Below are 25,765 nucleotides of genomic sequence, written 5' to 3' on the forward strand. Positions count from 1 at the left end.
ATTGCAAATCCGGAACAGCAGGACTACAAAGTATAAACCCACCCCTGAGAGCTACGCTCGCTAGCTCAAAACTCACGTTTTGGCTAGTCCAGAGGAGGAGAATTATACTTACTCCTTTCCCTGTCATCTCGAGTACTCTTGAGGCGGGAGCCGAAGAGAGCCAGCGTAGCTGTGAGAGATCAAGCCGGAATTCTAAAGAGATCTCTCCCATAGGTCGAGATGACAATTAGCAACAGCTATCGAACCAAATCACAGTCTTTCCGTTGAGCGCCTTGTGAGATTCCGGTGCCGCGAAAGCGGCATTGCGACCGAAGGGTAGCAAAAGAAGGGAACACAGCGCGATGCGGGAAGACGAGCCCTCGCGGGCTGGAGAGCACCAATGTCAGAAATGAAACAATTAAGGTTGTAAAGCCGTGGATGAACAGCAGCTAGCAAGTATAGCTTGTGTCCTGTTGCAAAAAGCGGCGGCTATGATCGTACAGCTGAAGAAGCAATCACCTGACCAACCCATCAACACCAAAAAATAAACCCATGGAATACCCAACACGCGATAAGCAAACCATCCAGCACCTTTACAACACCATCCTGCCCACACTGGCAGAGCACATTCACCAAAGCATCAGCCCCATACTTCCCCTCTTTGATAATTTCGGGCTGGAGCGGATCATCGACACTTGGACCAGGGACCCGGCGGCAGATGCTGACACAGAAATAAGCGTGGAGAATGGCAACGTGCAGCAGCTGGGGCTAAAGCTGCGGCTGGAGGGCTTTCAGAAGCCGGGCGTAGAAACATTTGACCTGACCAAAGACGTATTGTTCAAACTAGAGTACAACAGTTATACTGTGGGGCCGGACAAGAACAACAGCTGGCTCGAGAAGCCCTACCTGCAGCGCTGGGAAAAATCTGAATACGAACAGGTGGCCGGCAGGTGGAGCGAAGAACTGATTGACGACCTGACGCAGCGCCTTGAAAAACTAACCTGATAGCCTATGCACCTGCCTGCCACAGCCAAACTAATTTCCGGATTATACTTTATACTTCTATTGCTGTGCTTGAGCGCCTGCAACTCTTGCCAGGCGCAGGAGCAGAAACAGGTTTCCGCAAACGGATATACCTACAAAACACCTGACCGCGGTGGCATTGGCAAAGTATACATGGGCCGTGAAATTGCGGGCATTATTAGCCCCGCAGGCGGGGCGTGGCTGGAGCGGGAGTCGCGCCAGGAGGAGGACCAGGTAGACCTGGCCATTGAGAACATGGAACTGCGGCCAAACAGCGTGGTGGCCGATATCGGTGCGGGGGTAGGGTATTATACTTTCCGGGTAGCCCCCAAAGTGCCGGAGGGGAAGGTGTATGCCGTGGAGGTACAGGATGAATTCGTGGCGGCAATCAGAAAGCGCAAGGCAGAACTCGGCCTGACGAATGTAGAGGTCGTGAAAGGCGGCAGCCAGACGGTAAACCTGCCCGACAACTCGTTGGACCTGGCTTTTATGGTGGATGTATACCACGAGTTGGAATACCCGCAGGAGGTGCTGCAAGCCATACGCCGGGCACTGAAACCCGATGGCGAACTGCTGCTGCTCGAGTACCGCGCCGAGGACCCGGATGTGCGGGTGAAGGAATTGCATAAGATGAGCGTGCGCCAGATAACCAAAGAACTGGGCGCAAATGGCTTTGAGCTACAGAGGCAAGAGGACTTTCTGCCCCGCCAGCATTTTCTGGTGTTCCGGAAGGCCACAGACTAAGTCACTCAAGTTGCGGTTAAGCCAAACCTGCTGTTAGGGGAGCTTTCAACCCTCTCCGGCCCTTTCCTAAGAACAGGGGAGGGAGCTTTGCAGTACCGAATCCAACTACCCCTACCCCTCCTTGTCTAAGGAGGGGAGGCTGTCATTACTTCTGCTGAAGTATGAACTCCGTTTGGTATCGCGCGGACAGGTCGCGACCTGTCTCTACAGGTATAAACCTACCCTTTCCTGCTCTTTCGGATTTGCAATCCGGAAGTATAATAGCCGCGGATTTGTAATCTGCCCCGGCAAAGGCAGTAGCTACGGACAGAAAAGCGGATTGCAAATCCGCAGGTAACAGCGTTCCGGATTGCAAATCCGGAACAGCAGGACTACAAAGTATAAACCCACCCCTAACCCCTCCGAGGAGGGGAATTATATCTCACCCCAGCCCTCTCCTAAAAACAGGAGAGGGAGTTCTGCTGTACCTGGTCCAACCACCCCTACCCCTCAGAGCTGCGCTCGCTACCTTCGAACTCTCGTTCTCGGTAGTCCAAGGAGGGGAGCTCTGTTCAAGCTTCGTCAGCCGTGGCTATCGAACTGATACCCAGTCGTTGGGTTGAGCGCCTTCTATTGTTGCGGTGCTGAGCTTGCTCAGCAGCCCGGAGCGGAGCGAGGAGCAGCTTCAATAGACAGCGCGATGCCAAAGGACGAGCCCTCTCGGGCTGGAGAGCACCAAAGTATAGAATGCAACAAGTTGGTTGTAAAGCCGTGGATGAACGGCAGCTAGCAAGGATAGCCTGATTCCAGTTGCAGGAAGCAGCGGCTAAGAGAGGCAAAAGCGGACGCTTGCGCCAGGGGAGGTATGAAGTATAAACTTAAGTATAAAAGTATAGCAGCACAACCAAAGTATACAGTATGGCTTTTCAAACCAGTCGGGTTACAAACCCGCGGCAGCGATAGTATAGCTCAAGTATACAGTACAGTAGCAAGTATAAGTCTATAGTTTTGGTAATCAGTGAATTAGTAAGCCCGGCACCATTGCAAAATACGAATCTGTAGACTTACGCTAGATTAAGAGGATGGGGAGGAGCCAGGAACAAGTCTATACTTCTACATAAATCACACTAGGGTTAAGTATATACTTCCCCAGTTGCCGCCCCTTTCCCTGGCGATTGCCCCTGTTTTCGTATCACACTTAGAAAATTATAAAAAATTAATATACTGATAGTCAATATTATAGGTGTATGACAGACGGTAGCACAGCTGTTGTGGCATATATCTTGTAATTATCCTTTCATCCATACGTGATAGTTTATTAAAACCTTAAAAGCACGTTTTATGAAAAAGGTAAATTACATTTTCAGTTTGGTCTTTATAGTATCGATCCTGCTGAGTTCTGCAACCCAGGCACAAGACAGAAAAATAAGCCCACAGGCTAAAGGTGCCGTTATTGGCGCTGCCACAGGTGCAGCAGCCGGTGCCGTAATACATAAGCGCAACCGCGTGGTAGGCGGTGTAGTGGGCGGTGTGGTAGGTGGCGGCGCAGGCTATGCCATCGGTAAGGGCATCGATAACAGACAAAAAGCAGCAGAGGCCGAGCGGGCTGCCGAGGCAGAAAGAATTGCCGCCGCTAACAGGGCAGCCGCTGAGGCCAGCAGCGCCAGAACGGTTGCCGCCAGAACCACCCCGGCCAGTAAGCCGGTAGCGGCTAAAAAGCAGGCGGAACCAGCCAGGCAGGCATTGGTGGCGCAGAATCAGGTAACAGTGCCTTACGCAGCCTACAACGACGAGCTGTACAACCCGATCATCAGCATGGGGTATTTGCCTAACCTTTCTTTCGGCGACCCGTCAACCGCTTACTCTACCTCTGAGGTAAGAAGAAAAAGCTGGTAAGTATAAAGTAGCTCTGTCTGCAGCAAGTATAAAGCTTGCTGCAGACAGACCAGACTTACAGATGTTATACTTTTAACAATCGAACTTATGAAACGCTATGTATATATCCTGTTCTTTGCCGCTATTTTTACTTCCTGCACACAGCCGGAAGAGGCGGTGAACGTACAAAGCCTGAACCAGGAGTTTATCGGGGCCTGGAACAGCAACGACCCGGAAAAAGTGATCTCGTACCTGGCAGATGACGTTCAGTTCATTCAGGGCGAAACGCACTTCAACGGCAAAACCGAGGTGGCAAACAGGTGGGTAAAAGATACCTACGGCACCATCGCCGACCTGAAAACAAACGTGGTAAGCTCGGGCGTAGACGATGAGATCGCCTACGAGGCGGGCACCTTCTCGGTGGATGTGCTCCCTACCGGCCAGGAACAGCTGCGCGGCATAGGAGAGGGTAACTTTATGCTTCTCTGGAAGAAAACCGCGGAAGGCGACTGGAAACTGAGCTATGCTCAGCTGGAGGGGCTGCCGGTGCAGGTAAAGAATTAACAAGTATGGGCAGCTGAGGAAAGCTGCTTAAGTATAAACGGGAGGCCATGCAGCTGGAGAGTTGCATGGCTTTTCTTTTTAGGGAGAGGGCGCTGCCCAAATCAAGTAAGCGGCTTACAGCCAAGGCTGCTATCTTTGCCTTCATGAATTCCATTAAGCTAAGCTCGTACTATCGCCTCTACGCTTTTTCTGATTACCAAAGTATGAAGTCGGCGCTGCCCTATATGCGGCGCGTGGTGCTGGCCAAGGGGCTGACGGAAGTGGGAGAGGCAGAAGCGAGGAGCTACATGGGGCGCATCAGTGGGAGAGGCTACAAAAACTACCTCGAGCCGCTCAGCAGCCACAACAACAACAAAGGCACAGGCATCCAATCCCTGATCACGGCGCTGCAGGCGCTCTACAAGCAAAACGGCTTCTCGGCCAGGTACATCGTTATTGAGCGGGGGTAGGTCCATTTTTATACTTTATGCCAGGCCATCGTAGATTTTATATAAAAAACGAGACTGCCCAGTATATCCGGACAGCCTCGAAGTATGGTTATGAAGAAGGAGCTTAGGCCTGCTTTACCAGCTGTACCTCGCCCTGTATCTTAAGTTCTTCGCCCAGCATCACGCCACCTGTCTCCAGGGCAGCGTTGTAGTTAATGCCCCAGTCTTTACGGTTAATCTTGCCACTGATAGAGAAGCCCGCCTTCACGTTGCCCCATGGGTCTGTGGCCACACCGTTATGCTCAACAGAAAGCTTCACCGGCTTGGTAGTGTCCTTAATGGTCAGGTCGCCATACAGGTTAAAAGTATCATCGTCCGCCTTCTCCACCTTGGTGGAAACGAATGTCATGTTCGGGTATTCCTCTGTTGCGAAGAAGTCCGCGTTGCGCAGGTGCTCGTCGCGCTGCTCGTTGCTGGTGTCGATAGAGGCCGGGTTGATGTTGGCCACCACTTTTGCGTTCGTAAAGTCATCGCCTTCCGTTTCAGCCTCCCCCTCGAACTGGGTGAACTTGCCGGTAACGTTAGAGATCATCAGGTGCTTAATTTTAAAACCAAGCTCGCTGTGGGTTGGGTCCAGAGACCATTTTGTAGTTGCCATAATTACTCGTATTAAAGTTTACTTGTTTGTATTATAAAAATATAATGATGCTATGTTTTCTAACGGTGTTAGGTATAAGGGCAAAAAAATTAGGTTTTCATGCCTGACACGAAGCCGCGGATAAAATCCTGCAGCACCAACCCGTTCAGTTCGTTTTTGTTTTCGCCGCTGCCCATCATATTGATCGAGACCAGGCCATGCAGCATAGACCAGAACGTGTGCAGCTTCAGGAAAGGGTCTGTTTCCGGATGCTTGCCCAACGCGATCAGCTCTTTTACCGGCTGCAGGATCAGTTCGCTGAAAGTACCCAGCTCGCTGATCTGGTTCACGGTTTCGCAGGAGGGGATGCCCAGGCCATACATCACCTGGTAGTAAGCCGGGTTGTCGAAGGCAAACTTCCAGTAGGCGTAAGCCATAGCCTCGATCTGCTCCTCCGGAGTTTTTGCCTTGTCCTTGGCCCCGATAAGCTCCTGGTTCAGCTGCCGGAAGCCTTGCTTTGTAAGCTCCAGCAGAATGGCCTCCTTATTCGTAAAGTGGTCGTAGATAACAGGAACGCTGTACTCAATGGCCTCCGCGATCTTACGGATAGAGAGCGCCTGCCACCCATCCTGCAGCACCAGTTGCCAGGCCGCCGCAAGGATGGAGGTTCGTACCTCTTCTTTATGCCGTTTCTTCCGTTCCGCTATTCCCATTTCTTATACTTCTGTTACTTTACCTAACAGTGTTAGCAAAGGTATAGGTTCCCGGGCTAAGAACAAAATCCGATGAGGTGTTAATCCGGATTTACCCGGCGCCTGCCTGGAGTATACTATAAAAAGAAGGAGGGCTACTTAAAATTTATACTTGCTGCGTCGCTTCGCCACAACGGCCCTAATCCGTTACCGTTTGCTGTCGTACCATTTAATAAGGCTAACGTACACCACTGCCTGCGGATAAATGATGATGAGGCTGAACGCGAACCTGTTCGCCCACTGCGCCAGAAAATCAGCGCTGCCATAAGTGCCAACAAAACTGTTGATGAGGGAGAGCGGCGTAGCCACTAGGGCCACAAACCGTAAGGTCGGCTTCAGGTTTCGCACAAAGGAATAGTTGCCGGGCCTATGTTGAAGCAACAGTTGCAGGTACTTCATAGAATTGGCGGTTATGTATACTTTCGGATGCGGTTTTCTCTCTGCGGCTACCTACTGAAAAGCCGTAACACCAGGTCATCTTCTGCTGAGACGGGGAAGGAGAGGAGAACAGCTGAAATGGCAAGTTTCAACATGGAATTCTATGTTTTTTCCTGCGCTCAGACAGCATCATACCTGTAAAGCCGGTGCAAGTATAAATACAATAGGGAGGAACTGGTTTTGATGCTTTTGCATTTCTCCCTAACTTAAGGGAAGTTAACAGCGGTACATTTATTACATATTAAAACAGGAGGGAAGGCATCATGGCACAGCAGATTTGGAAGTACATTTGGGTTACAGTGATTTTGGTGGTGGCACTGCAACTGTGCAGCCAGCAGCAGATCATGACGGCGGGGGGCGTTTCAGCAGCCTCAGAGACGAATGCAAAAGCCCTGAAGCCGGTTTTTAGTCCGCCAGCTGTGCCAGACGCCCTTAGCTTTGCCGGCGAGCCGGTGCCGCTCCATATACCGGATGTGGCCGAGCGGCTGGACCGCGAGCTGCTGGTAAACTCATACCTGCATGCCACCACGTTGCTGGGCCTGAAGCGCATGCAGCGCTACGTGCCGGAGATAAAAGCCCTGCTCCAGGAGAACGACATTCCGGAAGACTTCATTTACCTGGCGCTGGCCGAAAGCCTGTTTGGGCACGTTACCTCCCCGGCAGGCGCCGCAGGTTTCTGGCAGCTGATGCCCGACACTGCCCGGGGCTACGGCCTGATCGTGAACGGGGAAGTAGACGAGCGTTTCCATGTGCAAAAAGCCACGCTAGCCGCCGTAAAGTACCTGAAAAGTGCCAAACAGCGGTTCGGCTCCTGGACCAATGCCGCCGCCTCGTACAACAGGGGCATGGCCGGCCTTGGCCGCGCGCTGGAGCGCCAGGGGGTAAGCTCCTACTACGACCTTTACCTAAACGACGAGACCTCCCGCTACATGTTCCGTATCCTGGCCCTGAAGGAAGTGCTGGGCAACCCGCAGAAGTATAACTTTGAGCTGCCGGAGGAGCACGGCTACCAGCCACTGCCCTCCCGTACGGTTAAAGTTGCCTCCACGCTCGCTGACCTGCCCGCCTTTGCCCTGGAGCAGGGTACCAACTATAAAACCCTGCGCCTCTACAACCCTTGGATAAAGGATTACAAGCTGACAGTGGCGAAAGGAGAGGAGTTTGAGCTACAGCTGCCGCAGGAGGCGATGTAAGCATAGCTGTGGGTAGGGTATGATTTTGTGGATGCCTTGCGCCAGGCGGAAAGAGAGCCGGAGGCCCGGGGGTGGGCCGTGCACAGCCTGGGTGTGAAGAATGAGGGAGAATCGGTGCTGCGCTACTTTGATGGTCCGCAGGTGCGGCAAGAGCTGAGGGGAGCCGCGCAGCTGACACGCTGGCCATAGCGAGCCAAGCCTAAGTAAACACAGAGAGGGCCGCTTTGCAAAATCGCAAGGCGGCCCTTTTTATACCTTAACCTGCTATCCGGTAAAAGAAAAGTGCTGGTCTAGTTCACGCGACTATGTGTGGCCACTCTCCTGGAGCATGGCTACGAGGGCATCCCGTAGACCCTAACCAGGGCAATCACAGCCACCAGCAGAAAGATGGCATTGAGCACCCAGCTGGCGTGTGCTTTCTTCGATGCTCCATACAGGGCCATCAGAAGGCAGCCAAAAATCTGCATCCCCAGGTACTGCACCGACTGGCTGCTGATAAAATTCAGGCTATTCAGGCTGAAAGCCAGCAGTGCAAAGACCGCTCCTATCCAACCTATCCCTTCCCACACATATTTTCGAGTTGGCGTCATGGCGTTACACGTTAATCATTTTTCAATACTGCAAAGGAAGTGTATGCACCCGGACTTAAAAATGCTAATATTGGGTTGATTAATGCGAAAACTGAATCAGTATACATGGAGCTACAGCAGATAAAGTACTTTCTGGCACTGGCGCAGGAGCTGCACTTCTGGAACACGGCCGAGCGGATGTTCATCACGCAGTCTGCCCTCAGCAGGCAAATCAAGGCGCTGGAGGAGGAACTTGGGGTGCGGCTATTTGAAAGAAACAAGCGGAGCGTAAAGCTGACGGAGGCCGGTGCCTTTCTGCGGGACCAGTGGCTGCCGCTGCTCGATGAGATAAACCGCATCCACTTGCAGGCAAAGAAGATACACGAGGGAGCGTTCGGCACGGTGCGCATCGGTTACCCGGGTTCTATTGCCTACAGCTTCATGCCGGACCTGATCGCCAGCATCTCCCGCACCCTGCCGGAGTTGAAGGTGGAGCTGGTGGAGCCGACCGACATTAGTTTTGAGCAACTGCTGCTTAATTACCAGATGGACATGGCCTTCAGGCGAGACCCTGCTGAGAACCCTGCCTTGCAGTCAACCTGCCTTTACTCAGAGCCCTTTGCGCTGGTCGTGCCGAATAGTCACCGGCTCAATGAGCAGAACTTTACGGGGCTGCACGATCTGAAAGAGGAGAAGTTTATCCTGTCGAACCTGGCGCAGACGACCTTCTATACTTCAAGCCTTCGGCAGATTTTCGAGGACAACCACTTTACCCCCGATGTGCGTATCGAGTCGGATTTCGGGGGAATGGTGCTCGGGCTGGTTTCCAAAGGACTTGGCATTACAATTCTGCCGTATTCCTACGCTTTCAGCGCCCTGCCCAATGTGCGTTTTATCGCGCTGCCCTATACTATGAACCTCTATGTAACCTGGCGAAAGAACGACAACAGCCCCGTGCTGAAGAACATCCTGCAGCAGGTAACAGAGGCAGCCGGCAAGTATATTACCGAGGGAAGTTGACTACAGGTGATACAGGCGCAAGGCGGCTACGGAATATACCTTTAACCGGATGTTGGTAGATGTGATCCGGATTTGGTTCCTGCTTAGCTCGCCACCTTTTCGGCGGGGCGCTTGAACAGTTTTTTCCCTAAGTTTAGCACCAGGGCAATAACAAAGCCCAGCAGCACGCCGCCCAGGGCCAGCAGCACCACCTTCACCAGCCAGGCCAGCGCAGGCACACCGGAGAGGGCATGCTCCAAAGACTCCAGCGGGTGGTGCAGAAACGGCAGCCCGTGGGCAATGATCTCGGCCCCTACCCACAGCATGGCCGCGGTGCCAACATAACCAAGTATCGTCAGGAACTTCGGCATGGACTTCACGATGCCGCGCCCGATCTTTTGCGTGGTCGGGTGGAATTTTTTCTGCGCCATGTGCACCCCAATGTCGTCGGCTTTCACGATGAGCCCCACGAAACCATATACAGCTATCGTAATGAAAACGGCCACCGTTAAGAGCACCACGATCTGGTTCATCAGCGGACTGTTGGCCACGGTGGCGTAGGCAATGGCCATGATCTCTGCCGAAAGTATAAAGTCTGTGCGCACGGCGCTGCCTACCCGCTCTTTCTCCAGCTGCTGCGGGGTAATCACTTCCATTTCATCGGTAGGCTCATCGGTAGGCTCGTGGGTTTTGCTGAACATGGAGTGCACTTTCTCATAGCCCTCGAAGCACAGGTAGGCACCGCCCAGCATGAGCAGGTAAGGTATAACCGACGGTGCAAAATAGCCGAGCACCAGGGCGGCCGGCCCCAGGAAGATCGCCTTGTTGATGAGTGACTTTTTGGCGATCTGGAAAATGATGGAGAGCTCGCGCTTGGGATCGAGCCCCACCACATATTTCGGCGTTACGGCCGTATCGTCAATCACAATGCCGGAGACTTTACCTGTAGTTTTCGCCACCTGCGTCGGTACGTCGTCGAGGCTTGCCGCGCTGACCTTCACCAGCGCCGCCACATCATCCAATAGTGCGAGGAGTCCTGTCGCCATTATTTGTTCTTTAGTTTAAAGTATAATTGAGTTTGTGCTGCCTACTGTGTACGGATTCATTGCGACAGCACTCTTTTTCACGATCCTAAATTAAGCGAAAGTAGCCGGATCGCAATTAAGACTTTCTCTTACGTTGTAGAAATAAGTTGAGTAATTTCTGACTGGAAGTAGTGGAAGCTGTAGGAAGGAATTTACGCCGATGTTCAATTGTTTATCCCTGTTTTTATACGCTGCCTCCTGGCCTTCATAAATGAAAACCGAGTCCCCACTCGATCACATGCGCAGTACGTGTGTGCGCCAAAAGCATGACGCCGGCAGAAATGTTCTGATGGAGCATATACTTCAGGCCATACCGCTGGTAATAACCGGGATATTGGTCATAAGGCTGGTAAACGTAATGCCCTACCTGAAAAACAACCGATAGCTTGTCCAGGTGCAACTCGTGCCCTATCGTGACGCCCGCCAACCGCTGGTCCAGCACTTCATCAGGCACAGGCTGAAACTTATTGATAAACTCCTCCCGCACCGCCGTGTTATGAAACCCATCGGCACCAAGTAACAGGCTGCTTTTGGGCGAGAGTCTTTTGCTGGCATATACCGAAAGGCTGTACATCGGGTGTTTCTCATCAACCCGCAATACTTCCTTCACGCCGCCTGCCAACCTCAGGTTAAAACGGAGACGCTTGTCTACAGGGGCGGCCATGGTATCCTCCTGCACATCCGGCTGCCTGACCTCCTCTAACTGGTAGCGAAGCCCTACACCTATCAATGGAAAGTTCATGCCATTGTTCGGCTTGTTCAGGGCGCCGTTGGAGAAATGCCGGAAGGCCAGGTTCAGGTTCAAATATACTTGCTCCCTCACCGGGAACTCATAGTGCACGGTGCCGCGAAGCGCAAAGGCGAACTTGCTCCCGATCGCTACGTTCCGCTCGTTTAGTTCGGGGGTATACTGGCGGGTAGAATATACCAGGCCAGTGCCAAGGTGAAGGCGCAGGCTACTTTTCTTGAATTGCAAAAGCGTATTATCCAGGTAAGTTGTCAGCGAGACCGCCTCTCCCAGTTCATCCGGATTGCCGTAGTTGTAATACGATAGAGCAAAACCCACCTGCGGGTAATTATAGAGCCGCTCCCAATTCCGCTTGCCAAGGGTATGTTTGTTGGCGTATACTTCAACCGCAAAAGGATGCGTGAAGTTAAGTATAGATAACCCGCTTCTGTAACGAAACAAAGCACCATAGTACGCATTCGCCCCAAACGACCAGGGCGCTTTTGCGGGAACAGGTGGGGTAGTTTGTTGGGCCAGTACAGCCGGAAAACAGCAAAAGGTAAACAACAGGCATAGCGCCAGAACGTGTAAAGGTTGCCTCATACATGGTGGGTAAACGTGCAACAGGTAAGGCTGACTTGCAACACCTGCCTATTCTCCTCTTGGAGGAACTCATCTATCCAGTAAAATACAGAAAAGCTTAGAAAGTACAACTTGCGCTGGTCCCTGAATTTATACTTCCACCCCATGCGCCCAGCCCGTTGCTGTTTCGGATGCGTAATCCGGAACTTTATACTTTGGGTTTTGCAATCCGCTTACGTGCTTGAAGCTACGGCCTTTGCTGCGGCGGATTACCTTTACTTGCCGCTGTTCCGGATTTGTAATCCGGAACCCGAGTAACTGCGGATTTATAATCCGCTTGGCTGCCAGTAGCTACTTCCTTTGCAGGTGCGGATTACAAATCCGCGCTAATTTCCTTTCGGGTTGCAAATCCGAAAGAGCGGAGATAGCAGGTTAGCATGTACGAAACAAACGCAAACTGCTGATTTATACTTTATACCCTGGCCCAGGGGCTGAGGCCTGCCGCTTTGATTTTAAAGTAGAGCAGCAGCAGATAGGTCATGTCGAAAATAAAGATGCCCACATACAGCAAAACCAAGAAGTATGAATCAGGGAAGTATAGGTAAAGCAGTACGGAAGGGAACACGGTGCCGATCATCTTGCAAAGGGCGATATAAAGCGACTGCCCTCGGGGGCTGTTCCGCTTCAGTAGCAGCTGAATGAAAAGTATGGACATCAGCAGGTTTTGGCTGAAGGCAGCATACACGCCGTTCAGGTCGTTAAACTCGCGCGATAGCAGCAAGATGAAAAGGAAGGACAAGAGCAGGGTGAGCAAAAAGGTGGGGTAGAAGAGTGTAACGGGTAAATGCTCCGGAAAATCCTTTCTGCCATACTTCAGGTACTGCACCAGAATTCCTACATCCAGGGCGAGCCAGGCATAGTCAATGTATAGTTGCGGGGTGCTGTGCGGGTGGATGAAGGAAAAGATAAACTCCCAGGAAAGATTCGCGCAGAGCGCCACCACCGGCATGCCATAGCTTTTGTCTACAATGCCCCGCCGAAGTATAAGCAGGTACGTTACCGACCAGAAGATGCCGCTGCATACTTTAAAGATGGCATCTACGGTGGGATCTACCTCCAGCGGGTTCTCTAGCATGTGTGTTCGTTTAAAGTATAATAAACGGCTTTTTCCCCTGTTGCAGCGTAACCAAGTTCGCGGCACTAACAGCCCATACTATTTGCCGCCGTTGTCGGTGTTTTCACCACAACTTTGTTGTTGTAGGGCTGCTCTTCCGAGAATTTAAGAGTAATATGTAAGATGCTTACGGAATGTTTCGGCAGTTTTGTAGCTGGTTGTTGGTGAAAACACCGACAACGGCGTATTATTTATATAAACTTGAAGAATGGGTGATTCAACAAATATTTGTTTGGCTTGTGGCTGCTGTTGCAACGGTACCATGATTGGTTTTGTACAGATCGGTCGGGAAGAGTTGCCTGCATTGAGTGATTTAGTGGATGTTGAGAATACAAATGGTGAAGGGTTCTTTCTTCAGCCCTGTAAAAACTTTTGTGATGGCTGCACGATCTATTCCAGAAGACCGAAACATTGTGCCAGTTTCAAGTGCGAACTCTTGAAATCCGTCGAGCAAAAGGAGCTGGATTTTGATTCGGCTGTCGAAATAGTTGATGAGCTTAAACAAAGAAGGATCGCTATAGAAAAACAGTTGACGTTGCTACAGATCGAACTTCAATCCCAATCCTTTTACTTTAAAATGATCGAATTGAAAAACTTGCTTCAGAAAAGCGAGCCTGCATCCTTAACGCAAGACTACATGGATCTGAAATCGGATCTCGAGCAACTCGACAGTCTGCTGTCAACAAGATTTGGCGTCTCCCTATTTTAAATAGAAGATCTGCGGTTGAAAAAAGATCAAAGCTTGTCCCTGCTTTTCTTGATGACAATGCTGCTTGTGTGCCGACTACTTGAACATAACACCGCTATGGGGTTTAGAGGGAAGAAGTTTGGAGCGGCAGTAAAGCGCCAGAGTACCATGCTAGAACAAATGTGTTGTAGCATTTTTAAAGTAAATTTGAGCCATTTATCTTATGGGCTTATCGCAATACAAATATTATGGAAGACAATAAAGTGCTGAGTTATATTGAGGCTGTATTAGAAAACATGCCAGCTGACTGGTTGAGGCTGACCACCCATCGACTAGATATTTACAACGAACAACTGGCTAAAACCGAATTCCTGGAGCAGTTTGAAAGCCTGTTTGAAGACCGCAATGCGGAAACAGCGGCACTCAGTGCGTTACCCACTGCTTTCGATTATATCCGTTTAGGTCACCCCTTATCATCCGTGCTGGAGTGGGCAATTGCCGGCCTGCACGGGCTAAAACCGGAGCATGTCATCAGTTTCTCCTCCCGGACGATGCCTGTTCTGGCCGTTCTAAGGAAAAATCTACTGGTGCACAAAAACACCCGCATCGTGTATACCGGTGCCTTGCCTGACTATTTTGACGCGGAAGTGCTAAAGCATGTATATGGGTATAAGTTTGACTTAGAGCACGTTGAGAAAGCAGAAGATGTCGCTGCGTTTGACGGCAGCACTGTTTTCTATTCACAAGACGATGAAGTGGGCCATGCTACCCTCACGCCCCATATCGACTTCTATGTAAGTGTGCATGCGCACCTCGGAAGTGTAATATTGGTAAACGGCGAGCAGAACAAAGACTACATTTCAGAAATACAGCATGTGAGAAGGAGGGAGAGCATTGCCATGACGCCGGCCAATTGCTTTGCTGCCTTGCAGCAGCTGGTAGGAAAGTCTTCTTCCGAAAAGGAGAAGCGTGATGCCGCGGCTAACAAAGCGCGGGTACAGGATTTGATCCAAGAAATTGCCGGCACAAGTACAAAAGCGCTGCTGGGTTCCTCCGGGCTTTCTACGCAATATGCCATCATGATGGGTCTTGTGCACGAGGCCCTGGAAAAGCACCCGGGAAAAGACATCAAGTTTGTGGTTCCTCCAAACTGCTATGGCGGCACCAACGACCAGTCCAGGCGGGTAGCTGCTGCTCTGGATAATGTGGAAATAGTGGATTTGCTGGTAGATGGGGAGCATGATATGGTCCGTAGTATAGATACGGTGCTGGAGGAAATCGCCCGCCAGGATGCTGTGCCTTACATTATCGCTGAGATTCCGACTAACCCGAGAGTAGAAGTTCCGGATCTGGCAAAGCTGAGGGAGGTGCTAAGCAAAACGCGTAAGACGGCAGCTGGCGAAGCTGCGGTTGACCCGGTTTTCATTCTGGATCAGACCTTCTGCCCGAATGTGCCATTTGTCAGCAATGACGGGATTCTCTCCACGATCAGGACCATTTCGTATGTGAGCGGATCGAAGTTCCCGAGTGGCGGAAAAGCGACAGCCGGCTACTGTGTAGCCAATGCTAAAGCGGAAGCCTTGCTGGAAAAGATAGAAAAGCACCTGATGCTTTGCGACAACGAGGCAACAGACCTTCAGGTGGAGAAACTGGCAGAACAACTGCCCTCCATGAACCAGAGGATTGCTGATGCCTACAGGAATACGCGGGAGTTTGTAAACTTTATAAAGGATACGTTGCCGGAGGCGAAGATCAACTTTGTTTCAGAGGAACTGGCACAGGAAGGGTTTACGCCGTCCGTGTTTTCACTGGATCTTCCTACGAAAGGGAATACCCATGAAGAAAGGGAAACCTATAAGCGGGAATTGAATAGTAAGTTGATCAACATGATGATCACAGAAATCCCGAATGAAAGTAAATACTGCGTGAGCTATGGCCAGCTAAAGGGATGTTACTGGACCATACCTGCCACCTCCACGCAAGGCACGACCAAGGAAGCCGACAAAGATTACATTGCCCGAGTGTCCCTGTCTCCTGATCTGGACCTGGAGCTACATAAAAAAGTGTTCAAGGACTTTGTAGCGCAAATCTAAAGCTGGTAGAGGTAGTATAACCAAAGCCGGTTAAAACTTGTGTTAGCCGCTATGTTCCTCGCTTGCGCGATGTGATATAGCGGCTAACGGCGTTTTAAAGCTATAATGCGGGCTTCCCTTTGTGCTGGGGATTTGGTTGTTGGTGAGAACACCAACAACGGCGGGAAACTGGGCAAGCCAACCATTTTACAGCTTAACCTATAGGCTGAGCGTTTATACCCCAAAGTGATTATGTTGTTTGGGATACGTTTTACTATTCAGGGTTAAAATTTGAAGATATGCCTTAAAAATTATAACTAATCATACTGCAAATGCAGTAAAAATAAGAACAAGGTTGGCAAATCTAAAAAACACATCACCCTTCTGCCGGCTTTAGCGCATATGCCATTGTGAGATGGAAAAAGCTGAGTGGCACCTTGTAGAACTCGAGAATAGTTAACGGTTACTAAAAGGAGGTAGGCATGATGGACAACAAGAGAATTCAGGAATTGCGGGAGAACCTGCGTGGGCGGCTCTTCCTGCCCGAGGACGCAGGGTACGATGACGCACGCAAAGTCTTTAACGGATTGATCGATAAAAGGCCTGCCCTTATCGTTCGGTGCGCGGGCGTAGCAGACGTCATCACGGCTGTTGATTTCGCCCGTGAAACGGACTTGCAGGTCGCCATCCGCGGTGGGGGGCACAGTGTGGCGGGCAACGCCGTCAACAACGACGGCCTGGTGATTGATTTGTCGGAGATGAAGAGCGTGTACGTAGATCCGGCAAAGCAGACGGCCCGCGCCGAGGGCGGCGCCACATGGGGGGACTTCGATCATGAAACCCAGGCGTTTGGGCTGGCCACGACCGGAGGCATCGTGCCCTCTACTGGCATCGCAGGCCTGACGCTTGGCGGGGGCATCGGCTACCTCAACCGCAAGTTCGGACTGGCCTGCGACAACCTGCTATCTGCCGATGTGGTGACGGCGGACGGGCGGCTGCTGAAGGCCAGTGCCGACGAGCACGAAGACCTCTTCTGGGGCATCCGTGGCGGTGGTGGAAACTTCGGGGTGGTCACTTCTTTGGAATACCGGGTTCACCCGGTAGGGCTCGTTCTGGGCGGCGAACTTGTTTATCCCCTAGACCAGGCGAAAGAGGTACTGCGCTTTTACCGGGACTGGTCAACCACCGCGCCCGATGAGGCCAGGGCGGACGCAACGTTGATTTCTGGACCTAACGGACCTGCGCTGGCGATCATGATTTGCTATTGCGGTGCCATCGAAGAGGGGGAGAAGGTGTTGCAGCCCCTGCGGTCGTTCGGAACGCCTATGGCCGACACCGTCGCGCCGGTACCGTACGCAACGGTCCAGAACCTGCTCACGGAAGTCTTCCGGCCCGGCTTGCTGCATTACTGGAAGGCTGGTTTGTTCCGCTCGTTCAGTGATGAAGCCATCGATGCCCTTGTGGACTTTTTTGCAGGCGCTGTGCCCGCACCGTTTGCCGCCGTCGCGATAGAGCAGTTGGGCGGGGCAATCAGTCGTGTGGGGGTGCAGGATACAGCCTTCAGCCACCGGCACGCCCAGCACAGCTTTCTGGTGCTACGGATGTGGCAGGACCCGGCGGAAACCGAGGCGAACATTGATTGGGGACGTAGGTGTTACCGCGCCGCAGCGCCCTTCCTGGAAGAGGGGGTGTACGTAAACTATGTCGGTGAGGAGGGCGAGGCGAGAGCCAGGGCCGCCTACGGTGTCAACTACGAGCGGCTCGTACAGCTGAAGAACAAGTATGACCCCAACAACTTCTTCCGCCTCAACCAGAACATCAAGCCAGTACCAGAATCCCCTACATCTGTTGATCAAAATTAAAGCTGAAAAGGTAAGGGAGCATCTGGGACGAGGTGGTTAAGTGTTACAGGTGTGTTCCGGCAGCAAGTAATTAGAGAATCAACTTGGCTAAACCCACGGGGGGCTGCTACCTAATCTTCTGTTCCTTTTAGAATACAGACAAATCCCTGCAGGAAATGCGGAGGAGTAAGGGACGAATTTAATTATAAGGAGCTTCCTGATAAGGAGCAGCCACATTGGAAAGAATTTGGAATGTTAGATTCAATAGACTACTTCCTGTACTGTCCAAATTGTGAGGAGTATTCAGCTTTGATTATGACAGAAGAGTTTTAGCAGAAAAACCGGGTAGCACCGGTTTTTTTGTTTTCATATATTTATATTTTTATATTTAAATAAAGTAGAGCACAAAAAGCTTGTCCGCTTAGAAACTCTTTTTATGATTAGGCTTATCCCTAAACTCAATAATTTTAGATAATTAACATATGTGCAATGAGTATAAAACATAAAGAGTTAGAAATCTATTTAGAAGATCCTTTTTCAAATTGTAAACTTAACCGTTCTAAATATGCAGATATTCTAACCAGTATAATCGAAAGTTATCCTACAGGGTTTGTTTTAGCTATAAATAATAAATGGGGATCGGGAAAAACTACATTTATAAGAATGTGGGAAAGAGAATTAATGAACAACTCCTATCGAACCTTATATTTTAACGCGTGGGAGAATGACTTTGAAGATAATCCTTTAACAGCTCTAATGGGGGAGCTAAAATCTTTGGTAGGCAATGGTAAGGCTAAACCTAAATTTAAGAAAGCTTTAAAAAGTGCAGCAGCCTTATCAAAACACATTACCCCAATTTTATTACAGGCAGTTGCTGATAAATATATTAGTACTGGGATTTTAAAGGAAGCAATAGTAAATGTTTCCAAAGGAGTGTCTGATATATTTGAAAGTGAAGTAAATGATTATGTAGGCAAAAAGAAGAGTATCAAGGAATTTAAGCAGAATCTATCAGAGTTTATTGCCGAAACAAATGATGATAAGCCTCTGATTTTTTTCATTGACGAATTAGATCGCTGTCGCCCAAACTATGCTGTATCTATTCTTGAACAAATCAAGCATTTCTTTTCCGTATCTAATATTGTTTTTGTCTTGTCAATCGATAAGACACAATTAGGAAATGCCATTAGAGGAGTTTACGGAAGTGAATATATAGATACTGAAGAATATTTAAGGAGGTTTATTGATATTGAGTACTCGATACCTGAACCAGAGAAGGGTATTTATTGTAATTATCTGTTCGAATACTTTGAGTTCAATAAATTCTTTTTACAGGAAAAGAGAAAAGACCACAGAGAATTGAGTTCTGATAAGAATGAATTTCTGCAAGTATCAGAAATATTGTTTGATGGCACAACAATACCCTTAAGGCAACAAGAAAAAATATTTGCACATGCACGTCTTGCTTTAAGAAGTTTTAAAGCGCTTGAATATGTTATACCAATTGTGTTTTTACTTCTGACCTATATAAAATTGACAAATGAAAAACTGTACAATCAAATAAAAGATAAATCATTAAGCCTAAGTGAGCTACAAGAGCAGTTTAAAGGAATTGTAAGGAAGAATGTAACAGGAGAGGGAGAAAGGTCTTTAATGTGGATTGAAGCCCAATTAGTGCTTTATTACAATAATTATCTTTATGGTTCGTATGACAGAAGCCGCATTTACAAGAATGATGACATAGAAAAGAAGCTACTTTTAAAGTCAGCTATAAATCCTGAAAAAGACAATGATTTCTTAGAAGCTTTTGGAAGATTTGATAGAATAAGAGATGTTGGTCATCTAGATATGGGGCATTTTATGAAAAAAATAGACTTGACTACTAATATTCAGCTATAAAAAAGAGCTAGAACTAGTAAGGCATATCTAGGAGAAAAATAGAATATTCCGCCCCCTGAACCGTCCCCCGAAAACGAAAAAGCCCTGTAAATATTTAATTTACAGGGCTTTTTATTTGCTAAAAGTACCTTGGGCCGGAGTCGAACCGGCACGAGTGTTACCTCATTGGTGTTTGAGACCAACGCGTCTACCAATTCCGCCACCAAGGCCTCTGTTCCTCTATCAGGAACGGGATGCAAACTTAGATAATGTTTCCTGAATACGCAATAAATATTTTTTCTTCAGGTAGTAAGTTTTCACCTCCTGCAGTGCCTCATCTTTGGTGATGCCGTGCAGCTCGGGGTAGCGCTGCAGCACCGGCAGAATGTCGTTGTCGAGCTGGGCCACCAGGCCGGAGGTTTTCTCGCCAATCTCGTGCAGCTTATCGGCATCGAAGTCGAACTCCAGTTCCATCAGCTCCTCGTTAATGTCCATCATCTCCATCAGGAAATCGCCGGGCAGCTCATTTTTGCCACCTTCCTCCAGTATGCCGTGCTCTTTTAGAATATACTGCATGCGCAGGTCCGGGTCAGAGAGGGTGCGGTAGGCATTGGTGTTCTGCGTGCTCAGCTGCAGGATCTCTTCCTGCTTCTCCTGCGGCTCGTTGGCAAAGAAGTCCGGGTGGTATTCGCGGCTCAGTTTGTAGTAGGTGTTCTTCAGCGCCTTCTCGTCCAGTATAAAGCTCTCGGGTATGTTATAAAATTCGAAGTAGTTTTTCATCTATCAATTATCAATTAACATTTATCAGATGGGCCTCTCAAAGCAGGCCATACTTAGCAAAAGTACAGCAAAAGGACCAGGATTGTTTGAAAGCGGAAGTATAGCTTTCTAAATCTTGATAAATGATAACTGCTAATTGTTAACTGATCTATACGACCAGGCCTCGGGCTTAGCGGCAAAAAGCGTTTTGGTGGCGGGCCATACTTGCCCGAACAGCTCAGAGCCGCGGTAGTTGTTCAGGTGCTCTTCGGAGTCCCAGAGGCTGTAGGTGCTGTAAATGTTAGGTTGGTGCAGGTCCTGCAGCAGCTCCACGTGCTGGCAACCTTCGTAAGCGCGTATCTTCTCTTTCGAGTTGCGGAAGATCTCCAGAAACTCCTCCGTTTTCTCCGGCCTAAACGTCATCCGGACAATGCGAATCAACATAATTTTGAATGAGTGAATGAGTGAATGAGTGAATGAGTGAATGAATGAATGAGTGAATGAGTGAATTTCAGTTTTTTGACGCGCTTTTCCTAGCTTTTGCCATCACTGACAGGATTTCTGTTGTTTCCCTTTTAAGCTCAGCTACCTTTGCCTCTGTGGTAGTACCGGATTCAGAAAGTAACTCTAACCAGAACAAGGTCTCATCTGCTTCTTCTATCACAATACTTAATTTGGAGTAAAACTCTGCTGATGATCTTGCCCTGCAGGCCGCCCTGTAATTAGCTGCCACGGATGTAGCTGAGCGAAGCAGTTGTCGCTTCATGATAGTTGCCTCTTCCGTTTTAGGCAAGTCCTTTGAGAACAGGATTTCATCCAGCGCCAACTGCTTTGTACGCTGCCTAAACCGCTCTACAAATTGTTGCTTATCTCCTGTTCTAGATTCCTCCATTAAAATTCACTCATTCACTCATCCACTCATTCAAAATTCCCTAGCTTCCCGGATAAAAGCGTACGTCTACCTGCGAGTCGAAGCCGAGGCCGAGGAGCTCGGCGGCGTGGCCTTTGTTGATGCCGATACATAGCTGCCCCTGGCTGTTGTAGGTGCAGCAGCAGTCGCCGTCGTCTACCTGGTTATAGTTGGGGTAGATGCGGCCAATGGTTTCGCGGCCGAAATGGATGGTGAAGGTGCGGCCATGCGCAATCGTCTCGATGCTATCGCGCGTGATGTCGGTGATGAGGTTGCCGAAGCGGTCTACATGGATGACGTGGCCGGTGATGGCGTGGTCGCCGAGGCGGAGCTGGCGGTTAAACAGCTGTTTGATGTGGGTGGTGCGGTCGCCGAGCACGTCCATATCGCCGCCTTTTGCCAGGAACACAGCGGCAGGCGCCAGCAGGTCCCTTGCCGGAGATGGCATATAAGGGGTGTCAGTCTTCAACTCCACCACTACCTCCGGCTGCCCGTCTGTCAGGAGCGAGAGCAACCCGTTGTTAGCCAACAAAAAGTAATGCCCTTTATACTTTGTAGCATGATATTTGCCCATCTTACAACCGTGGGTGTCTACGGCGATGATGTGCACGGTGCCCTCCGGAAAATCCTGGAAAACGGATCCGAAAACATACTCTGCGTGCGCGATGTTGTAAGGCTCAATGGCGTGCGTAATGTCCACGACAGACACCTGCGGGTCCAGAGAGAGGATTTTGGCTTTCACGGCGGCCACATAGTGGTCCCTATATCCAAAGTCCGAGATAAACGTAATTACAGCCATATTACGAACTATAATTTGAGTAGATTTGTATTAATAATACTGAATTTAGTTAAATTAAAAAAAATATTCCTAACCTACTATATAAGAGGATAAACATTTGGTAGAGAAAGTAATAACCTTAGAGAATATCTCCCTCATCGATTTTTTAGGAACAGAAAATCAAAACATCAAACAGCTTGCTGCAGCTTTCCCCAGCAGCAAAATCATATCGAGAGGTAACGAGATAAAGATCCAGGGGCAGACCCCTGAGATCACTAAGATACACGAGATCCTGTCTTCACTGATAGACCATTATCATAAGTTTGGGAAGATTACGCATAACAGCGTAAATAGATACCTTGGCTCGGATGCGATAACCGAGGAGGAGGTGATCATCACTTCTTCGGACGTGATCGTGTACGGCAGCAAAGGTGGCGTGATCAAAGCAAAAACCCCTAACCAGCAAAAGCTGGTGGACACCGTGGAGAAGCACGACCTGGTGTTTGCGCTGGGGCCCGCCGGTACGGGTAAGACCTATATTTCGGTGGCCCTGGCTGTGCGGGCGCTCAAGAACAAGGAGGTGAAGAAGATCATCATCTCCAGGCCAGTGGTGGAGGCGGGCGAGAGCCTAGGCTTCCTGCCCGGCGACATGAAGGACAAGGTAGACCCTTACCTGCGCCCGATCTATGACGCCCTGGAGGATATGATACCTGTGGAGAAACTGAAGTATTACCAGGAGAACAAGATCATTGAGATAGCGCCGCTCGCCTACATGCGTGGCCGTACGCTGAACAATGCCTTCGTGCTGCTGGATGAGGCCCAGAACACCACACCCGCCCAGATGAAGATGTTCCTGACCCGTATGGGTCCGAACGCCAAAGTGATGGTGAACGGTGACTGGTCGCAGATCGATTTGCCGCGCAACCAGCGTTCCGGCCTGATGGAGGCGCTCAACATTCTGCGGGGTGTAAAGGGCATCGGTTTTGTAGAAATGAGCGCCGAGGACGTGGTACGCCACCGCCTGGTGCGTGACATTGTGAACGCCTACAGCGAGCTGGAGGAGAAGCGCCGCGCCGCCCGTGAGGAAGCGAAGGCAGCCGAGGTCGGCGAGCCCGTGAAGGTGAACGGCCGTAGCAGAAGGCAACCGGCAGAGTAGCTGTAAACGGAACTTTCTGTACCGGAATATTGATTTATACTTTTCTAAATACATTTGTAGAGACGCAACCTGTTGCGTCTCTACCTTTTTATACCTGAACCCCATGATCGAGGTAAAACGAGCCGCCACCGGGCAAGACCTGCAGGCGGCTTTTGCCATACGCGAGAAAGTTTTTGTGCAGGAGCAGCAGGTGCCCCGCGAGGCGGAGTACGATGCCCATGAGCCCACGGCCAAACATTACCTGGCTACCTATAAAGGCGTACCCTGCGGAGCTGCCCGCTGGCGCAAAACCGATGCCGGCGTAAAGCTGGAGCGCTTTGCCGTGCTGCCGGAGTTTCGGAATAAAAGCATAGGCGCCGAGGTGCTCCAGCTGGTGCTGCAGGACGTGCAGGCAGAGCAGCCGGGGCAGCAGATCTACCTGCATGCACAGCTGCCGGCGGTTAACTTCTACAAGCGCCACGGCTTTGTGGCGGAAGGCGATATGTTTACCGAGTGCGATATCCAGCACTATAAAATGATTTACAAAGGCTAGTGTTGCGGTGGGCGCCATACCCGTTTGTGCGCATCACGCTAAGCTTTATAGCGGGTATACTGCTATACTTTTCGCTGGGCGGGCAACTTGGGCATGGGCTCGGGTTGCTCGCCTTTTGCTTTGCCTCCTTTGTGGCTGCCGCCATACTTGCCTCCAAGTATAAAAGCGCTTTTGCCACCGACGTGGCGGGTATGCTTGGCCTGCTCACGTTTATGGCGCTTGGCTATACTACGGTGCACCAGCGCACGGAGCGGAATCAGTCGCACCACATCGCGCATCTAAAAACAGCTCCAACGCATTACACTGGTGTGGTAGATGATTATGTGCTGCAGAAGCCCGGCTACCAAAGCACGGTGCTGCAGGTGGAACAGGTGAAAATAGACGGCACCTGGCAACGAGCCACCGGCAAGGTGCAGCTCTCCGTACCCCATGATTCGGACAGGGCATATGAATTGGGCTACGGGGATGTGCTGCTGGTAAAAGGCGCACCGCAGGAGGTGATGCCACCGCTCAACCCCAACCAATTCGACTACCAAGCTTACCTGGCTAACAAGCACATCCACCACCGCCATTACCTGCAGCCGCTGCAGTACCAGAAAGTCGGCTCCGAGCCTTCTAACCCTATTTTATACTATAGCATACAGCTGCGGCGCCAGCTCGATGATTTGCTGCGCGAGCGGGTGGGGGAGAAGCGGGAGTACGCCATTTCCTCGGCGCTTATATTAGGCGTAAAGGACGAGCTGGATAATAGCATCCGGCAGGCCTATGCCGACACAGGTACGATGCACGTGCTGGCGGTGTCGGGGCTGCATGTGGGCCTAATCTTCTCGGTGCTGATGCTGGTGCTGGCCCGGTTTTCGGCCACGCCAAGGCAACGCTGGCTGAGCGCCATACTTTTACTCTTGATACTTTGGCTGTATGCCTTTGTCACGGGGCTGTCGCCGTCGGTGCTGCGGGCGGTGCTTATGTTTAGCCTCGTGACGGTGGGGATGGCACTTCGGCGGCTGGCGGTTATCTACAACACCGTTGCCTTTGCCGCGCTGGTGCTGCTATACTTCAACCCCTTCAACTTGCTGGAGGTGGGCTTTCAGTTGTCGTTCCTGGCGGTGCTGGGGATCGTGTACCTGCAGCCAAGGTTTTACAAGCTCCTGGAAGTGGATAACTGGCTGCTGGATAAAGTATGGGCGCTCTTCACGGTGGCATTGGCAGCGCAACTGGCTACCTTTCCGCTGGGGCTGTACTACTTTCATCAGTTCCCGGTATACTTCTGGCTGGCTAACATCCTGGTGGTGCCGGCGGCAACGCTGGTGCTGTGGTCCGGTATGGCGGCGCTGGCTTTTAGCTGGGTGCCGGGGCTCAGCTGGCTGCTGTTCCAGGTGCACTTCTGGCTGATCTGGTTGATGAACGAGTTTAACCTGTGGGTGCAGCGCTGGCCGCAGTCTATTCTCACCGGCATCGACATCAGTGTGTGGCAAACCTGGCTTTTATACTTGCTGCTGCTGGCTTTCATACTTTTCGTGGCCCTTAAGAAGCTACGCTACTTAGGTGTAGCGGTGGGCATGGCGGCTATACTTTCGGTGCAGGAGATGTGGGAGGAGGTAGAGCAAAGGCAGCAGCGGCAACTCATCGTGTACAGCCTGCGCGGCAGCACGGGTATCGGACTGGTGCAGGGGCAGCAGGCGATGCTGGTAGCCGACTCGGCGCTGCTGCAAAACCAGCAGAACTATGCCTTTAACGTGCAGCCGCACCTGTGGCAATTGGGCGTGCAGCAGCCCCAGCTAACTTCGCTCGCCGGCTCCGGCCCGGCCCCCACCGTATTGCTCCCCGACAGTAACCAGCTGCTGGTGTGGCATGGGCAGCGCTGGCTTCTACTTTCCCACCCGCCTAAATTGCAGCCAAAGGCCGGCTTCGAGGTGGATTACCTCCTGCTGCGCCGGAACGTTCGCCTGAAGCAGGGGCAGTTGCAGCAGTATACTTTCAGTAAGCTCATACTGGATGGCTCCAACGCACCATGGTATCGCCAGCGCCTGCGCCAGCAGTTAGACTCGCTGGGAATCGCATATTATGATGTAGCCGATTCCGGGGCTTTTGTGCTGGAGTTGTAAGAACGCTGATGAACCACAAGTTTCTTCATTGCAGTAGGCCGCTGTTTTCAGATGAGCCTCAGCAATACCTATTCTAACCACCCCTGCCCCTCGGCGCTACGCTCGCTAGTTTCAAACTCGCGTTCTCGGTAGTCTAAGGAGGGGAGCCAAACCCCACCCCAACCCTCCCTTAAGAACAGGGGAGGGAGCCATACTTGCTCCTTTTCCTGTCAGCTCGAGCAGGGCGAGAGATCTATCTGGAATTCTAAAGAGATCTCTCCCGAAGGTCGAGATGACAAACAGCAGTGGCTATCGAAAT

26 protein-coding genes and 1 tRNA gene are annotated in these 25,765 nt (G+C 50.7%); 15 read left to right on the forward strand and 12 right to left on the reverse strand.

Annotated features, from left to right (window positions below; translation table 11 throughout):
* The first annotated feature begins 531 nt into the window (after window positions 1-531).
* The 5 genes from OH144_RS01785 to OH144_RS01805 all read left to right on the forward strand — a co-directional run bounded on the left by OH144_RS01785 (window position 532) and on the right by OH144_RS01805 (window position 4,613).
* Entirely contained in the window at window positions 532-984 is a 453-nt protein-coding gene (locus OH144_RS01785) for a hypothetical protein (protein WP_266204572.1), read from the forward strand.
* Window positions 985-990: 6 nt separating this feature from the next.
* Window positions 991-1,746 carry a class I SAM-dependent methyltransferase gene (locus OH144_RS01790; RefSeq protein WP_266204573.1) on the forward strand — a complete coding sequence of 252 codons (756 nt, stop codon included), beginning with the start codon at window positions 991-993 and terminating at the stop codon, window positions 1,744-1,746.
* A gap of 1,320 nt (window positions 1,747-3,066) precedes the next feature.
* Window positions 3,067-3,621 (forward strand): glycine zipper domain-containing protein, encoded by a 555-nt coding sequence (locus tag OH144_RS01795; protein WP_266204574.1) that lies wholly within the window; start codon window positions 3,067-3,069, stop codon window positions 3,619-3,621.
* Between the two features lie 87 nt (window positions 3,622-3,708).
* Window positions 3,709-4,164 carry a YybH family protein gene (locus OH144_RS01800; protein WP_266204575.1) on the forward strand — a complete coding sequence of 152 codons (456 nt, stop codon included), beginning with the start codon at window positions 3,709-3,711 and terminating at the stop codon, window positions 4,162-4,164.
* 143 nt (window positions 4,165-4,307) lie between these two features.
* On the forward strand, window positions 4,308-4,613 hold the full coding sequence (locus OH144_RS01805; protein ID WP_266204576.1) for a hypothetical protein: 306 nt from the start codon (window positions 4,308-4,310) through the stop codon (window positions 4,611-4,613).
* Window positions 4,614-4,716: 103 nt separating this feature from the next.
* On the opposite strand, the gene OH144_RS01810 is transcribed toward OH144_RS01805, so the two are convergent.
* From OH144_RS01810 to OH144_RS01820, 3 genes are all read right to left on the reverse strand, one after another.
* Window positions 4,717-5,250 carry a YceI family protein gene (locus OH144_RS01810; RefSeq protein WP_266204577.1) on the reverse strand — a complete coding sequence of 178 codons (534 nt, stop codon included), beginning with the start codon at window positions 5,248-5,250 and terminating at the stop codon, window positions 4,717-4,719.
* An 89-nt stretch (window positions 5,251-5,339) separates the two neighbouring features.
* Window positions 5,340-5,942, reverse strand: coding sequence for a TetR/AcrR family transcriptional regulator (locus OH144_RS01815; RefSeq protein WP_266204578.1), 603 nt, complete (start codon window positions 5,940-5,942; stop codon window positions 5,340-5,342).
* 186 nt (window positions 5,943-6,128) lie between these two features.
* Window positions 6,129-6,380: a hypothetical protein gene (locus OH144_RS01820; RefSeq protein ID WP_266204579.1), complete on the reverse strand. Its 252-nt coding sequence runs from the start codon at window positions 6,378-6,380 to the stop codon at window positions 6,129-6,131.
* 302 nt (window positions 6,381-6,682) lie between these two features.
* Between OH144_RS01820 and OH144_RS01825 the strand changes: the two genes are divergently transcribed.
* Together OH144_RS01825 and OH144_RS01830 are read left to right on the forward strand one after the other, a co-directional pair.
* On the forward strand, window positions 6,683-7,612 hold the full coding sequence (locus OH144_RS01825; protein WP_266204580.1) for a lytic transglycosylase domain-containing protein: 930 nt from the start codon (window positions 6,683-6,685) through the stop codon (window positions 7,610-7,612).
* 27 nt (window positions 7,613-7,639) lie between these two features.
* Window positions 7,640-7,801, forward strand: coding sequence for a hypothetical protein (locus tag OH144_RS01830; protein WP_266204581.1), 162 nt, complete (start codon window positions 7,640-7,642; stop codon window positions 7,799-7,801).
* Window positions 7,802-7,944: 143 nt separating this feature from the next.
* Here the strand turns inward: OH144_RS01830 and OH144_RS01835 are convergent, their stop codons facing one another.
* On the reverse strand, window positions 7,945-8,202 hold the full coding sequence (locus OH144_RS01835) for a hypothetical protein (RefSeq protein WP_266204582.1): 258 nt from the start codon (window positions 8,200-8,202) through the stop codon (window positions 7,945-7,947).
* 105 nt (window positions 8,203-8,307) lie between these two features.
* Between OH144_RS01835 and OH144_RS01840 the strand changes: the two genes are divergently transcribed.
* Window positions 8,308-9,201, forward strand: coding sequence for a LysR family transcriptional regulator (locus OH144_RS01840; RefSeq protein WP_266204583.1), 894 nt, complete (start codon window positions 8,308-8,310; stop codon window positions 9,199-9,201).
* Between the two features lie 83 nt (window positions 9,202-9,284).
* On the opposite strand, the gene OH144_RS01845 is transcribed toward OH144_RS01840, so the two are convergent.
* The 3 genes from OH144_RS01845 to OH144_RS01855 all read right to left on the reverse strand — a co-directional run bounded on the left by OH144_RS01845 (window position 9,285) and on the right by OH144_RS01855 (window position 12,709).
* Window positions 9,285-10,226: a DUF808 domain-containing protein gene (locus OH144_RS01845; RefSeq protein WP_266204584.1), complete on the reverse strand. Its 942-nt coding sequence runs from the start codon at window positions 10,224-10,226 to the stop codon at window positions 9,285-9,287.
* 244 nt (window positions 10,227-10,470) lie between these two features.
* Window positions 10,471-11,454: an acyloxyacyl hydrolase gene (locus OH144_RS01850; RefSeq protein ID WP_266204585.1), complete on the reverse strand. Its 984-nt coding sequence runs from the start codon at window positions 11,452-11,454 to the stop codon at window positions 10,471-10,473.
* A 592-nt stretch (window positions 11,455-12,046) separates the two neighbouring features.
* Window positions 12,047-12,709: a transmembrane-type terpene cyclase gene (locus OH144_RS01855; protein ID WP_266204586.1), complete on the reverse strand. Its 663-nt coding sequence runs from the start codon at window positions 12,707-12,709 to the stop codon at window positions 12,047-12,049.
* A 247-nt stretch (window positions 12,710-12,956) separates the two neighbouring features.
* Here OH144_RS01855 and OH144_RS01860 point away from each other — a divergent pair, with 247 nt between their 5' ends.
* From OH144_RS01860 to OH144_RS01875, 4 genes are all read left to right on the forward strand, one after another.
* The gene (locus OH144_RS01860; protein ID WP_266204587.1) at window positions 12,957-13,457 is read left to right on the forward strand and encodes a YkgJ family cysteine cluster protein; all 501 of its coding nucleotides are present in this window, start codon (window positions 12,957-12,959) and stop codon (window positions 13,455-13,457) included.
* 227 nt (window positions 13,458-13,684) lie between these two features.
* Entirely contained in the window at window positions 13,685-15,529 is a 1,845-nt protein-coding gene (locus OH144_RS01865) for a PLP-dependent transferase (protein WP_266204588.1), read from the forward strand.
* Window positions 15,530-15,990: 461 nt separating this feature from the next.
* The gene (locus OH144_RS01870) at window positions 15,991-17,370 is read left to right on the forward strand and encodes an FAD-binding oxidoreductase (RefSeq protein WP_266204589.1); all 1,380 of its coding nucleotides are present in this window, start codon (window positions 15,991-15,993) and stop codon (window positions 17,368-17,370) included.
* Between the two features lie 468 nt (window positions 17,371-17,838).
* On the forward strand, window positions 17,839-19,248 hold the full coding sequence (locus tag OH144_RS01875; protein ID WP_266204590.1) for a KAP family P-loop NTPase fold protein: 1,410 nt from the start codon (window positions 17,839-17,841) through the stop codon (window positions 19,246-19,248).
* Window positions 19,249-19,373: 125 nt separating this feature from the next.
* On the opposite strand, the gene OH144_RS01880 is transcribed toward OH144_RS01875, so the two are convergent.
* The 5 genes from OH144_RS01880 to OH144_RS01900 form a co-directional block, all read right to left on the reverse strand.
* Window positions 19,374-19,457: transfer RNA gene (locus OH144_RS01880), tRNA-Leu, on the reverse strand.
* A 13-nt stretch (window positions 19,458-19,470) separates the two neighbouring features.
* Window positions 19,471-20,007 (reverse strand): Fe-S protein assembly co-chaperone HscB, encoded by a 537-nt coding sequence (gene hscB, locus OH144_RS01885; protein WP_266204591.1) that lies wholly within the window; start codon window positions 20,005-20,007, stop codon window positions 19,471-19,473.
* Between the two features lie 132 nt (window positions 20,008-20,139).
* Window positions 20,140-20,430 (reverse strand): putative quinol monooxygenase, encoded by a 291-nt coding sequence (locus OH144_RS01890; RefSeq protein ID WP_266204592.1) that lies wholly within the window; start codon window positions 20,428-20,430, stop codon window positions 20,140-20,142.
* 67 nt (window positions 20,431-20,497) lie between these two features.
* On the reverse strand, window positions 20,498-20,878 hold the full coding sequence (locus OH144_RS01895) for a four helix bundle protein (RefSeq protein ID WP_266204593.1): 381 nt from the start codon (window positions 20,876-20,878) through the stop codon (window positions 20,498-20,500).
* A gap of 40 nt (window positions 20,879-20,918) precedes the next feature.
* Window positions 20,919-21,695, reverse strand: coding sequence for an SAM hydrolase/SAM-dependent halogenase family protein (locus OH144_RS01900; protein ID WP_266204594.1), 777 nt, complete (start codon window positions 21,693-21,695; stop codon window positions 20,919-20,921).
* A gap of 97 nt (window positions 21,696-21,792) precedes the next feature.
* Between OH144_RS01900 and OH144_RS01905 the strand changes: the two genes are divergently transcribed.
* The 3 genes from OH144_RS01905 (at window position 21,793) to OH144_RS01915 (ending at window position 25,467) form a co-directional block, all read left to right on the forward strand.
* On the forward strand, window positions 21,793-22,830 hold the full coding sequence (locus OH144_RS01905; RefSeq protein ID WP_266204595.1) for a PhoH family protein: 1,038 nt from the start codon (window positions 21,793-21,795) through the stop codon (window positions 22,828-22,830).
* Window positions 22,831-22,933: 103 nt separating this feature from the next.
* Window positions 22,934-23,362: a GNAT family N-acetyltransferase gene (locus OH144_RS01910; protein ID WP_266204596.1), complete on the forward strand. Its 429-nt coding sequence runs from the start codon at window positions 22,934-22,936 to the stop codon at window positions 23,360-23,362.
* A gap of 26 nt (window positions 23,363-23,388) precedes the next feature.
* Window positions 23,389-25,467 carry a ComEC/Rec2 family competence protein gene (locus OH144_RS01915; protein ID WP_266204597.1) on the forward strand — a complete coding sequence of 693 codons (2,079 nt, stop codon included), beginning with the start codon at window positions 23,389-23,391 and terminating at the stop codon, window positions 25,465-25,467.
* The last annotated feature ends 298 nt before the right edge of the window (window positions 25,468-25,765 follow it).

The organism is Pontibacter kalidii, from assembly GCF_026278245.1.
Lineage (GTDB): Bacteria > Bacteroidota > Bacteroidia > Cytophagales > Hymenobacteraceae > Pontibacter > Pontibacter kalidii.